This is a genomic window from Streptomyces sp. NPDC050416 (genome assembly GCF_044458845.1).
In the GTDB taxonomy this organism is placed as follows: domain Bacteria; phylum Actinomycetota; class Actinomycetes; order Streptomycetales; family Streptomycetaceae; genus Streptomyces.
Genome location: NZ_JBITII010000002.1, coordinates 603,399 through 616,475, shown reverse-complemented (window position 1 = coordinate 616,475; position 13,077 = coordinate 603,399). Strand labels below are relative to the sequence as shown.

The 13,077-nt window shown below is 72.8% G+C and carries 7 protein-coding genes; 5 read left to right on the top strand and 2 right to left on the bottom strand.

Features of this window, described 5'->3' with window-relative positions; all coding sequences use genetic code 11:
* Positions 1-55: 55 nt before the first annotated feature.
* A complete protein-coding gene (locus ACIBL4_RS07780; RefSeq protein ID WP_020276389.1) occupies positions 56-1,180 on the top strand; it encodes a GuaB3 family IMP dehydrogenase-related protein in 1,125 nt (374 codons plus the stop codon).
* 651 nt (positions 1,181-1,831) lie between these two features.
* Here ACIBL4_RS07780 and ACIBL4_RS07775 read toward each other — a convergent pair.
* Positions 1,832-3,040 (bottom strand): nucleotide sugar dehydrogenase, encoded by a 1,209-nt coding sequence (locus tag ACIBL4_RS07775; protein WP_399407528.1) that lies wholly within the window; start codon positions 3,038-3,040, stop codon positions 1,832-1,834.
* A gap of 290 nt (positions 3,041-3,330) precedes the next feature.
* Between ACIBL4_RS07775 and ACIBL4_RS07770 the strand changes: the two genes are divergently transcribed.
* Positions 3,331-5,037, top strand: a complete 1,707-nt coding sequence (locus ACIBL4_RS07770; protein ID WP_399407526.1) for a glycerol-3-phosphate dehydrogenase/oxidase — start codon at positions 3,331-3,333, stop codon at positions 5,035-5,037.
* Between the two features lie 87 nt (positions 5,038-5,124).
* Here the strand turns inward: ACIBL4_RS07770 and ACIBL4_RS07765 are convergent, their stop codons facing one another.
* Complete coding sequence (locus ACIBL4_RS07765; protein WP_399407524.1) at positions 5,125-6,168, bottom strand: serine hydrolase domain-containing protein; 1,044 nt, start codon at positions 6,166-6,168, stop codon at positions 5,125-5,127.
* Between the two features lie 184 nt (positions 6,169-6,352).
* On the opposite strand from ACIBL4_RS07765, the gene ACIBL4_RS07760 reads away from it, so the two are divergent.
* The 3 genes from ACIBL4_RS07760 (at position 6,353) to ACIBL4_RS07750 (ending at position 13,026) form a co-directional block, all read left to right on the top strand.
* Positions 6,353-8,380 carry a serine/threonine-protein kinase gene (locus ACIBL4_RS07760; protein WP_399407522.1) on the top strand — a complete coding sequence of 676 codons (2,028 nt, stop codon included), beginning with the start codon at positions 6,353-6,355 and terminating at the stop codon, positions 8,378-8,380.
* Positions 8,381-8,533: 153 nt separating this feature from the next.
* Positions 8,534-11,020, top strand: coding sequence for a protein kinase (locus ACIBL4_RS07755; RefSeq protein WP_399407520.1), 2,487 nt, complete (start codon positions 8,534-8,536; stop codon positions 11,018-11,020).
* Positions 11,021-11,187: 167 nt separating this feature from the next.
* Positions 11,188-13,026: a serine/threonine-protein kinase gene (locus tag ACIBL4_RS07750; RefSeq protein ID WP_399408124.1), complete on the top strand. Its 1,839-nt coding sequence runs from the start codon at positions 11,188-11,190 to the stop codon at positions 13,024-13,026.
* Positions 13,027-13,077: the final 51 nt, after the last annotated feature.

Below are 13,077 nucleotides of genomic sequence, written 5' to 3'. Positions count from 1 at the left end.
CGTGCCCGTCGGCGATACTGGAAGACGCTGAAACGCAAAGGGAAAGGCCACCAACGTGACTGAGATCGAGATCGGGCGCGGCAAGCGCGGCCGCCGGGCGTACGCCTTCGACGACATCGCCGTCGTCCCCAGCCGCCGTACGCGGGACCCGAAGGAGGTCTCGATCGCCTGGCAGATCGACGCCTACCGCTTCGAGCTGCCGTTCCTGGCCGCCCCCATGGACTCGGTCGTCTCCCCGGCCACCGCCATCCGCATCGGTGAGCTCGGCGGCCTCGGCGTACTGAACCTCGAAGGCCTGTGGACGCGCTACGAGGATCCGCAGCCGCTGCTCGACGAGATCGCCGAACTGCCCGCCGAGGCGGCCACCCGGCGCCTCCAGGAGATCTACGCCGCGCCCATCAAGGAGGAGCTGATCGGCGCGCGGATCAAGGAGGTGCGCGACTCGGGCGTGGTCACGGCCGCGGCGCTCTCCCCGCAGCGCACGGCCCAGTTCTCCAAGGCCGTCGTCGACGCGGGCGTGGACATCTTCGTCATCCGCGGTACGACGGTCTCCGCCGAGCACGTCTCCGGTTCGCACGAGCCGCTGAACCTGAAGCAGTTCATCTACGAGCTGGACGTCCCGGTGATCGTCGGCGGCTGCGCCACGTACACCGCGGCCCTGCACCTCATGCGCACGGGCGCGGCGGGCGTGCTGGTCGGCTTCGGCGGCGGCGCCGCGCACACCACGCGCAACGTGCTGGGCATCCAGGTCCCGATGGCGACGGCGGTCGCCGATGTGGCCGCGGCCCGCCGCGACTACATGGACGAGTCCGGCGGCCGGTACGTGCACGTGATCGCGGACGGCGGTGTCGGCTGGTCCGGCGACCTGCCCAAGGCGATCGCCTGCGGCGCCGACGCGGTCATGATGGGCTCCCCGCTCGCCCGCGCGACGGACGGGCCGGGCAAGGGCCACCACTGGGGCATGGAGGCCGTGAACGAGGAGCTGCCGCGCGGCCAGAAGGTCGACCTCGGCACGGTCGGCACGATCGAGGAGATCCTCACGGGTCCGTCCCACACCCCCGACGGATCGATGAACCTGTTCGGCGCACTGCGGCGGGCGATGGCCACGACCGGGTACAGCGAGCTGAAGGAGTTCCAGCGGGTCGAGGTGACGGTGGCGGACTCGCAGCACCGGCGGTAGTCCGTTCCAGGACTGAGAAGGGCCTGGTCACTCGGGGGAGTGGCCGGGCCCTTTCGCATGCCCAACTGGCTTGCGCGGGGCGCGTGTTGCCGTAGGGGGGCGCACGGTTGCCTTCGGGCCGGTTGGCCCCGTTGAGGGCGGTTTCGAGGCGCTAGTGTCCGTGATCGGCGCCCCAGGTTCTTCTGGGTGCCCCCTTCCAAGGACACGGTTCCGGACCCCGGCCCCTCGGGGCCCGGCCCGAATCCGACGTGCTGCCTACCGGGTCAATGGGCAGCGTCGTGGAAGGGGGCGCCCATGGGACGCCACCGCAAGCCCACCCGCTGGGACCGACTCCGTCTTCGGATGGTGCAGTGCCGGAGGAGGTGGATCTTGCGGATTTTTGGATGGTGAGCGGCCGCCCCCACGAAGACTAGGGGCGGACACTCCGTGATCCATCCAGGAGCCTGCCGCAGCGACCACTGCGGTGGGCTCCACCTTGTTTCGGATGGTGAGCGGCCGCCCCCAAGAGAGCTAGGGGCGGACACTCCGTGATCCATCCAGGAGCCTGCCGCAGCGACCACTGCGGTGGGCTCCGCCTTGTTTCCGTAAGGTACCCGCGCCGCGTGCCGCATGCCACCAGCCCCAGGGCTCACGCACCCCGCACGCCCCTCTTCACAACCGATGCGCCGCCCCCGTGGGCGCCGCCCCCCGCGTGTCCAGCAGCAGCTGCGCCTTCACCGACAGGCCTTGCAGGTCGTACGTGCGGTGCTGCTGGAGGAGGATGGTCAGGTCCGCGTCGGCGACCGCCTCGTAGAGGGAGTCCACGCGGGGGACGGGGCGGTCCAGGACGCTCCAGGCGGGGACGTGCGGGTCGTGGTAGCTGACCGAGGCGCCCAGTTCCATCAGGCGCAGGGCGATCTCCTGGGCGGGCGTGCGGTGCAGGTCGGCGAGGTCGGGCTTGTAGGTGACGCCCAGGAGCAGCACGCGTGCGCCCCGGGCCGACTTGCCGTGCTCGTTGAGGAGCGCTGCCGCGCGCTGGACGACGTAGCCGGGCATCCGGCTGTTGACCTGCTGGGCCAGTTCCACCATGCGCAGGGTGCGGCCGCCGCGGGCGGTCAGGTCCTGCGGGACGGCGTGGCCGCCGACGCCGGGGCCGGGGCGGAAGGCCTGGAAGCCGAACGGCTTGGTCTCCGCGCAGCGGACGACGTCCCACAGGTCGACGCCCAGGTCGTGGCAGAGGACGGCCATCTCGTTGACGAGGGCGATGTTGACGTGCCGGTAGTTGGTCTCCAGGAGCTGCACGGTCTCCGCCTCGCGGAGGCCACGCGCGCGTACCACCTTGTCGGTGAGCCGTCCGTAGAAGGCGGCGGCCGACTCCGTGCAGGCCGGGGTGAGGCCGCCGATGACCTTGGGGGTGTTGGCGGGCGTGAAGTCGCGGTTGCCGGGGTCGACGCGGCTGGGGGAGTAGGCGAGGTGGAAGTCGCGGCCCGCGCGCAGACCCGAGCCCTCTTCGAGGAGAGGACGCAGGCATTCCTCTGTGGTCCCCGGGTACACAGGGGACTCCAGGATCACTGTGGTGTGCGGGCGCAGGTGCGCGGCCAGGGTGCGGGCGGCCGCCTCCAGCTGGCTCAGGTCGAGTCCGCCGTCCGCGCCCCGTGGGGTCGGTGCGCAGATGACGGCGGTGCGCACCCGGCCGAGCTCGGTGGCGTTCGTGGTCGGCCGGAAGCCCCCCGAGAGCATCCGGCGCTGTTCGGCGGCGCTGAGGGAGCCGGCCTCGGGGCCGGTCCGGTAGCCGATGGTGGCGACGCCTGCGGCGACGGCGGCCTGAGCCAGGGGCAGGCCGTACGGGCCGAGTCCGATGACGGCGAGATCTGCGGGCATGGCGTGGCCGTCCTTCCCAATAGCCGAAGTGGGACAGGTGCGCAAGCCCTGTGGACAGGACGGGCGAGCGCAATGTCAGACTAGGAGTAAATATGACCGATATGCGGGATTGCTCGCCCGAGTTTCGGTGAGTGTCCCGTGGGCGTTGTCCACAGGCTGATGGCCCGTGGTGGCTGAAGTCGGGCAACACGGTCAGAATTTGGGCATGGGATACGGACGGGGTCTCACCCGACGGGTGCGGCCGGCGCGACCGAGGCGGCACCAGCCGTCGCGATGAGCGGGAGGCAGCGGTGAGGACAGCGACACTCGGGCCGGCGCAACGCGCCGAGTCACTCGCATCTATGGCCGAGCGCGAGCTGGACGTGCTGGTGGTGGGCGCAGGCGTGGTCGGTGCGGGCACCGCCCTCGACGCCGCGACCCGGGGCCTGTCCACGGGACTGGTGGAGGCGCGCGACTGGGCGTCGGGCACCTCCAGCCGGTCCAGCAAGCTGATCCACGGCGGCCTGCGCTATCTGGAGATGCTCGACTTCGCGCTCGTCCGGGAGGCCCTGAAGGAACGCGGCCTGCTGCTGGAGCGGCTCGCCCCGCATCTGGTGAAGCCCGTGCCGTTCCTGTACCCCTTGCAGCACAAGGGCTGGGAGCGGCTGTACGCCGGGTCTGGCGTCGCGATGTACGACGCCATGTCCATGGCCCGAGGTCATGGCCGGGGCCTGCCCATGCACCGCCATCTGACCCGCTCTCACGCCCTGCGCGTGGCGCCCTGCTTGAAGAAGGACGCCCTGGTGGGGGCGCTGCAGTACTACGACGCCCAGATGGACGACGCCCGCTACGTGGCGACCCTGGTGCGCACGGCGGTGGCGTACGGCGCGCAGGCCGCCAACCGCGCCCGTGTGACGGGTTTCCTGCGCGAGGGCGAGCGGGTCGTCGGCGCGAAGGTGCAGGACGTGGAGGGCGGCGGCGAGTACGAGATCCGCGCCAAGCAGGTCGTCAACGCGACCGGCGTGTGGACGGACGACACCCAGGCGATGGTCGGGGAGCGCGGCCAGTTCCACGTCCGGGCGTCCAAGGGCATCCATCTGGTCGTACCGCGTGACCGGATCCACTGCACGACCGGGCTGATCCTGCGCACGGAGAAGTCCGTGCTGTTCGTCATCCCCTGGGGCCGGCACTGGATCGTCGGCACCACGGACACCGACTGGGACCTCGACAAGGCCCACCCGGCCGCGTCCAGCGCGGACATCGACTACCTGCTGGAACATGTGAACTCGGTGCTCGCGGTGCCGCTCACCAGGGATGACGTCCAGGGCGTGTACGCGGGGCTGCGGCCGCTGCTCGCGGGCGAGTCGGACGCCACCAGCAAGCTGTCGCGCGAGCACACCGTGGCGCATCCGGTCCCCGGGCTCGTCGTCGTGGCGGGCGGCAAGTACACGACCTACCGGGTCATGGCCAAGGACGCGGTGGACGAGGCGGTGCACGGGCTGGACATGCGGGTCGCCGAGTGCGTCACCGAGGACGTGCCGCTGCTGGGCGCCGAGGGCTACCGGGCGCTGTGGAACGCGCGGGCGCGGATCGCCGCCCGGACCGGACTCCATGTGGTGCGGGTGGAACACCTGCTGAACCGGTACGGCACGCTGGCCGAGGAACTCCTCGCGCTCATCGCCGAGGACCCGTCCCTGGGCGAGCCCCTGCCGGCGGCCGACGACTATCTGCGCGCCGAGATCGTCTACGCGGCCTCGCACGAGGGGGCGCGGCATCTGGACGACGTGCTGACCCGGCGGACGCGCATCTCCATCGAGACCTTCGACCGGGGCACGCGCAGCGCACGGGACGCCGCCGAGCTGATGGCGCAGGTCCTCGGCTGGGACAAGGACCAGATCGAGCGCGAGGTGCAGCACTACGAGAAGCGGGTGGAGGCCGAGCGGGAGTCGCAGCGCCAGCCGGACGACCTGACGGCGGACGCGGCGCGGCTCGGGGCGCCGGACATCGTGCCGCTCTAGGCGGCTGTTCCCACGATCCGGGCGGCGCGTTCGACATCACCCGAACGAGTGTCAGAAGCCGGGATCTCCGTTCGGAACCCGGTCGTTCTACGAGGTGCGGGGGCAGAACTCGGCCGCGAGCACCGCGGGTTCGAGACCGGGATCCGCTATCGCGTCCGTGTTCACGCGGAAGGTGAGGACACGCCGGCCGTCGACGGTGGCTGCGGTGCGCAGGTAGCTGCCGGTTATGTGCCCGTTGTGCCCCCACACCGTCGTGCCGCACGGCAGTTTCTCGGGAAACAGGCCCATGCCGTACGCGCCGTGTGCGGCACGGGTGTCGAGCATCTCGCGCAGCCAGTGCGGGGGCAGCAGCCGCCCGCCGAGCAGGGCCGAGTAGAAGCGGTCCAGATCGGCGAGCGTGGTCACCAACTCGCCCGCGGCGCCGGCCACCCGCGGGTCGAGATCGGTGACGTCGGTTCCGTCGGCGGCGTAGGCGCGGCCGTGCGGAGAGGGCAGCGAGGAGCGGGATCCGGGGAAGGAGGTGCCCGTCAGACGCAGGGGAGTGATGATGCGGCGCTCGGCCTCGGCGGCGTACGAGCGGCCGGTGACCTGCTGGACGACCAGGCCGAGCAGGACGTAGTTGGTGTTCGAGTAGGAGAAGCGGCCGCGGCCGGCCGGGGGGTGGGTGAGTGCGATGCGTACGGCCTGACGGGGTGTGACGGGTGCGGTTCCGCCGGTGTCCCTGGTGTAGTCGTACAGGCCGCTGGTGTGGGTGAGCAGGGAGCGCAGGGTCAGCGCGCGGCCGTCGTTGCCCGTTCCCCGCACCAGGCCCGGCAGGTGCTGCTCCACGGTGTCGGACAGTGACAGCCGGTGCTCGGCGGCCAGTTGCAGCACGACCGTCGCGATGAACGTCTTCGTGACGCTGCCGGCGCGGAAGTGGTCCGACCGGGCGATTCCCTGCCCGGCATGGGCATAGCGGGTGGTTGCCCCCTCCCGGGCGAGCAGGGCCGCGGCCGGTGCCCTCCCCTGGGTCACCAGCAGCGGGAGCACCGCGTCCGTCGGCGGATCCGAGAGAGCCGACGAGTCGGCCGGAAGCAGGCCGAGGAGGGCCACGGACACCGGCAGGGCCAGCAAGGTCCGAAAGGGCGGCACGCGGGCTCCTCCCTGGTCGGGGCGTCGGGGGCCCATCATGCAAGGCGGCGCGCCGGGTGCCGCGCCCGGGTTCCGGGTGGGCGGGGCCGAGGGGGCGTTTCACCAGGGGGCCCCTGGGGCGCTGGGCACTTGTCGGGTGAGAGACAATGGAGGCTCTGTCAGGGCGGGTTGTATGAGGGGACGCATGTCGGAGGCGGAGCGGGCGGGCACATCTCGTCAGGACACTCGTCAGGACAACAGGGAGCGTCTCCTCGCGGGGCGTTACCGGCTGGGTGAAGTGCTCGGCCGCGGTGGCATGGGCACGGTGTGGCGGGCCCAGGACGAGACCCTGGGGCGGACGGTCGCCGTCAAGGAGCTGCGGTTCCCGTCGAACATCGACGAGGAGGAGAAGCGGCGGCTGATCACGCGGACGCTGCGCGAGGCCAAGGCGATCGCGCGGATCCGCAACAACAGCGCCGTGACGGTCTTCGACGTGGTCCAGGAGGACGACCGGCCCTGGATCGTGATGGAGCTCGTCGAGGGCAAGTCGCTCGCCGAGGTCATCCGGGAGGACGGCCTCCTGGAACCGAAGCGGGCCGCCGAGGTCGGGCTCGCCGTCCTGGACGTGCTGCGCTCCGCGCACCGCGAGGGCATCCTGCACCGCGACGTGAAGCCGTCGAACGTGCTCATCGCCGAGGACGGCCGGGTCGTGCTCACGGACTTCGGCATCGCCCAGGTCGAGGGTGACCCGTCCATCACCTCGACCGGCATGCTCGTCGGCGCGCCCTCCTACATCTCCCCGGAGCGGGCGCGCGGGCACAAGCCGGGCCCGGCGGCCGACCTCTGGTCGCTCGGCGGGCTGCTGTACGCGGCGGTGGAGGGCACGCCGCCGTACGACAAGGGGTCGGCCATAGCGACGCTCACGGCGGTGATGACCGAGCCGTTGGAGGAGCCGAAGAACGCCGGCCCGCTGAAGGACGTCATCTACGGGCTGCTCACCAAGGACCCCGCCCAGCGGCTCGACGACGCGGGCGCCCGGGCGATGCTGAACTCGGTCATCCACGCCCCCGCGCCGGCCGAGCCCGAGCCGATGGACGCGACGAAGGTCGTGCCGCTGCCGGCGCAGCCGGACAAGTCCTCGCGCAAGGGGAGTCCGGCGGGTTCCGGGAGCAAGCGGAGCGAGGAGCCCGGGGAGCGGCTGCGCGGGGCGCTGCGTTCCGTGCGCAAGGCCGCCGTGGGGACGGCCGGGGCGTCGGCCGCGTCCCGGTCCCGGTCCGAGGAGGGCACGTCCTCGTCCGGACCGGAGGGCGCGAAGGCCGGGGCCGGGGACGGGGGCGCGGGTGCCTCCGTGTCGACGCCCGGTTCGGCGTCGGCCTTGGGGGCGGTTGCCAGTGCTGGGGCCGGTGCGCAGGGGGCGAAGGCGACGTCCGAGGGCCGGAGTTCGGGGTGGCCCGTCATGCCGCGGCCGGACCTGCCGCCGCGGCCCGCGCCCAGGGCGCCGCTGACCGACGTGGTGCCGCGGCGCACCATGGTGATCATCGCGGCGGTCGTGGTGCTCGCCGTGATCGGCACGGTGCTCGCCATCGCGCTCAGCGGAGACGACAAGGGTTCGAAGGGGTCCGCCGGAGGGAACGGCGGCAAGGCCGTCGCCACCGCGCCCAGCAGCGCCGACACCAAGGGCGACGAGAGCGACGGCACGCGCACCGACAGCGCGGCGACGAAGCCCACGCCGTCGGCGCCCGCCTCGAACGGCACGCCCGGCGACCGGGCGAGCGAGTCCTCCGCCGGCGGCAAGGGAACCGCTGCGGTGTCGACATATCAGGGCAGCCAGGGGTACTCGATCGGTCTGCCCAAGGGGTGGAAGTACGGGTCCACGGGCGCCGCGGGCGACCGGTTCACCGGGCCCGACGGGCAGAAGCTGCTCATCGCCTGGACATCCACGCCCAAGGGCGACCCGGTGGCGGACTGGAAGAGCCAGGAGCGCTACATGCAGCGCGCGCAGTACAAGAAGATCCGAATAGAGCAGGTGGACTACCGCGACTGGAACACGGCCGACTGGGAGTTCACCTACGTGGAGAACGGCACCAAGTACCGGACCATCGACCGGGGTTTCGTCGTCGACGACCGGCAGGGCTATGCGCTGATGTACACGGCGAAAGCGGCTGGCTGGGGTGATGAGCTGCGCAGGGAGACCTGGCGGACGCTGACCAAGACCTTCGAACCCAAGTCCTGAGCATGAGCGGCCCCGGGTTTGGGGAGTGAGATCTGGCATCCCCGCATTGCGGGTTGCCTGCGGCACGTATCGTAAATGTTTGCGGACCGTGCGCAGCCGGAACGGACCGTGGGGCGAACGGATGTGACCGAACAGGCTGCCGGGGGAGGCGTCGTGGACGACTATGCGGGACGGGTGCTCGCCGACCGCTACCGCCTGCCGCTGCCGCCGTCCGACGAGTACGAACTCACCGAGTCCCGGGCCTTCGACACCTACAGCGGACAGGAAGTCCTGGTCAGGGCAGTGCCGTTGCCGGAGGTGGTCGAGGCGGAGGTCCTCGACGCGGAGGGGCTGCCCGACGGCTTCACGGCCCGTGACGGTGGCGCGCGCAGGCCCGGCGCCCGTGCGGGCATCCGGCGGCCCACGGACCCGGTGGTCCGGCGCGCGGTCGAGGCCGCGCAGGCCGCGGCGGCCATCCCCGACCATCCCCGGCTCGACCAGGTCTTCGACGTGTTCGCCGAGGGCGGCTCGCTGTGGATCGTCAGTGAGCTGGTGGCCGCGCGTCCGCTGGCGGCGCTGCTCGCCGAGAAGCCGCTGACGCCGTACCGGGCGGCCGAGGTGGCCTCCGACGTCCTCATGGCGCTGCGGGTGCTGCATGCGCACGGCTGGGTGCACCGGAACATCACCGCGCGGACGGTCCTCGTCTGCGACGACGGCCGGGTGATGCTGACCGGACTGGCGGTGGGCGCGGCGGAGGAGGCGCTGTGCGGGTACGACCCCGTTCCGGCGCCGGCCTTCGGCGAGCCCGGCCAGGAGACGGGTGGCGCCGGGACGGCCGGTGGCGTCGGCGGTCCGGGCGGCGGTGGCGCGGGTGATCCCGAGGCCGCGCGGCGGGCCGCGATAGAGGCTCGGGAGGCCCGGGGTCTGCCGGCGGTCGGAGCCGACGCGGGGAGCGGGGTCTCGCCCGTGCCGGCCCGCAGGAGCGAGGACGACAGAGCGGATCCGCGGGCCGCGCGAGCCGGGGCGATCGCGGCCTACCGGGCGGGTGCCCGTGCCGCGGCCCGGGTCCACGAGACGCAGCAGAACGGCCGGGCGGCGCTGCCCGGCGCCCGGCCCGCCCCGGACGGCGGACCCGGGCCCCACGTCAACGGCTCGGCGCAGTCGCCGTACGTCCCCGGGCAGAGCACAGGGCCCGGGGGGACAGCGCCGGGGCAGATTGCCGACCCCTACGGCGTGAGCGGTGCTCCCCGGACGACCGCCTGGCACGGCGCAACGCCCCGCGGCGGAACGGGCGGCGCGCCCTCGCCGGGACAGGAGCAGGCGGCGCTCCCCCCGGCCCCGGATCCCGCTGCCTCCAGCGAGCCCACCCGGTGGGACGACCTGGTCGCCCACACCCCCGCGCCCCGGCGCGGCCCGGCCACGGCGCTGGCCGCCGAGCGGGCGCGGCAGGCGCGGATGGCCGTGGTGGGCCCCGTGACGGAGCGCTGGGCGCCGGAGCAGGCCGGACCCGTGCACGAGAACTGGCAGTTGGCCGCGCCGATCGGCCCCGCCACCGACCTGTGGGCGCTCGGCGCGCTGCTCTTCCGGGCCGTACAGGGGCATGCGCCTTACCCGGAGGAGTCGACGGCCGAGCTGGTGCAGATGGTGTGCGCGGAACCGCCGGCGTACGCCGAGGAGTGCGGGCCGCTCCGGCCGGTCGTGGAGTCGCTGCTGCGTCAGGACCCGACCGAGCGCCTCGACTTCGAGGAGCTGCGCGGCTGGCTGCGCTCGCTGGTGCGCTCGGCGCCCGAGCCGGAGGCCGGTGTGCATGTCGTCGCGGCGCCGCCCGTCGACGCGAGCCGGCTGCCCGTCGTACGGCGCCGGGGCGAGCTCGTGCGCAGGCGGCGGGCCGGACTGCCCGCGCACCACGGGCGGCACAAGCGGGCCAAGAAGGAGTCCCGGTCGCCGCACCGCCTCGGCCGTACCCTGCTCCTGCTCGTCCTGCTCGTGATGGCCGCGGCGATCGCCTACGCCATGCTCTTCATGCCCAAGTCGCAGACCGACGGCGCGCAGGGCACGGACCGCACCGGAGCCGCCGGTGAGGCCAGCCAGGTACCTGAGCCGGAGGCCAGCGGCGAGCCCCGGCCCGACCGGGCGTCGCCCGAGCCGGAGAAGAGCCCGTCGACATCGGCCGGTTCCACGCAGACGCAGACCACCGGCCCCGAGGTCGCCGACGGCTTCACCCTGCGCAAGGACTCGGCGGGCTTCCAGGTCGCCGTCGCCAAGGGCTGGGACCGCACGCCGCGGGGCGGCAGCGGCCAGGTCGTCTACGCGAAGGGCGACTTCGAGCTCATCGTCGTACCGGGCCGGGACAGCGCGTCGCAGTACGGCAGCGATCCGATGGTCTACCAGCGGGAGAAGGAGCGCGAGTTGCAGCCGTACCGCGACTCCAGCTGGGCCACCTCCACCGGGCTGAAGACGATCGAGGTGGGCGGGCGGACCATGGCCGAGGGACAGTTCACCTGGAGCGGCGACGACGGGGGCGAGCTGTATGTGCGCAACCTGGCGATGCTGGTCGACGGGCGGTACCACGTGGTCCAGGTGCGCGGACCGGAGTCGGAGCGGGACGAGGTGACGCGGCTGTACGAGCAGGCGGCGGCGACGTACAAGGCGACGAAATGATCCTCTGACGCGACGGCCGTGCACCCGCGTTCACCTCACCGTTCCCTCCTGTCCCAGACGGCGACAACCGTCACAGTGCGGTCACCGTGGTACCCCGCTTGTTCCCTGGGGAGGGGCGGGTCCTTACGCTGACCCTGTCAAGACCATTGCGGGGCAACGTGAATCAGATGCAGGGCCTGCTCGTCGCGGGCCGCTACCGGCTTGCCGACTCCATCGGCAGTGGCGGTATGGGTCGGGTATGGCGGGCACATGACGAGGTGCTGCACCGGTCCGTCGCCATCAAGGAGCTGACGGCCGCCCTCTACGTCTCCGAGAGCGAGCAGGCCATCCTGCTGGCGCGCACCCGGGCCGAGGCCAGGGCCGCCGCGCGGATCAACCACTCCGCGGTCGTCACGGTGCACGACGTGCTGGAGCACGACGGCCGCCCGTGGATCGTGATGGAGCTGGTCGAGGGCCGCTCCCTGGCCGACGCGGTCAAGGAGGAGGGGCGCGTCGAGCCGCGCGAGGCGGCGCGCATCGGCATGTGGGTGCTGCGTGCCCTGCGCGCCGCTCACACCGCCGGGGTCCTGCACCGCGACGTCAAGCCGGGTAACGTCCTCCTCGCCCGGGACGGACGTGTCCTGCTCACCGACTTCGGCATCGCCCAGATCGAGGGTGACACCACCATCACCCGGACCGGAGAGGTCGTCGGCTCGGTCGACTACCTGGCGCCCGAGCGCGTGCGCGGCCACGACCCGGGGCCGTCCTCCGACCTGTGGGCGCTCGGCGCGACGCTCTACACGGCGGTCGAGGGCCGCTCGCCGTTCCGCCGCACCACCCCGCTGACCACCATGCAGGCCGTGGTCGAGGAGGAGGCCGCCGAGCTTCGGCACGCGGATGCGCTCACGCCGGTCATCACCGCCCTGCTGCGCAAGGATCCGGCCACCCGGCCCGACGCGTCCGAGGCCGAGCAGATGCTCGCCGAGGCGGCGGAGGGGCGGCGGCCGAGCGGGGCGCAGGCGTATGTGCCGACGCAGTTCGGAGGAGCGTCGCCGTACCGGGACGCGCACAGCGGCACGGGCACGTCCGGCACGAACCCTTCAGGCACGCACCCGTCCGGCACGGGCCCGTCCGGCACGGGCCCGTCCGGCACGGGCCCGTCCGGCACGGGCCCGTCCGGCACGGGCCCGTCCGGCACGGGTGCATCCGCCGCCGGCTCGGGATCGCACACCGGGACGCCGCTCCCTCCGCTGGCCGGGACGCCCGCCGGCGGGGCGCCGGCGACCGGTCCCGCCACGGCCGGTACCGCGGCAGCCGGGGCCTTCGCCACCGGGCACGGGACGCCCGATCCCACCATGGTCGGCCCGATGGCGGCGGGTCCGCGGCCGGCCGGTCCGGGCCGGCGCCGCCGGCTTCGCACCCTCGCCCTCGTCGTCGCTCTCGCGGCCATCATCGGCGGAGGCACCGCGGTGGCGCTCCAGCAGTGGAACGAGAGCCGGCAGGCGTCGGGTTCCGCATCCGGTACCACTCGCACGGAGCGGCCCGGGGGCTCGGTGCCCGACGGCTGGACGCGCCGCGACGACCCCGTGGGTTTCAGCCTCTACCTGCCCAAGGGCTGGAAGCGTCAGACCTTCGGCCCGCAGGGCGAGCTGAAGCAGATCGACTACACGCCCGACGGCGGCCGGCACTTCGTCCGGATCGCCGTCGACACCTCCCCGGACTTCGCCGACCCGTACGCCCACCAGCTCGACCTGGAACAGCAGTTGCAGCGGCTGGTCCACTACAAGCGCGTGAAGCTGGAACGCAACGTCTACCGCGACCGGGACGGCGCGCTGTGGGAGTACACCTGGACCGCGCAGGCGAAGGACACCAAGTTCCCCGGTCCGCGCCGGGCCATCGAGGAGACGTACGTCGCCCGCGACGGCACCGAGTACGCGCTCTACATGTCGGCACCCGCGCAGGACTGGGCGAAGGCGCGCACGCAGTTCACGGCGCTGTTGCAGGGCTGGCACGAGAAGACCCCCTGACGCGGGAGGCCCCTGACGTGGGCTCCCGACGCGGGCCCCCGAAGCGGGAGG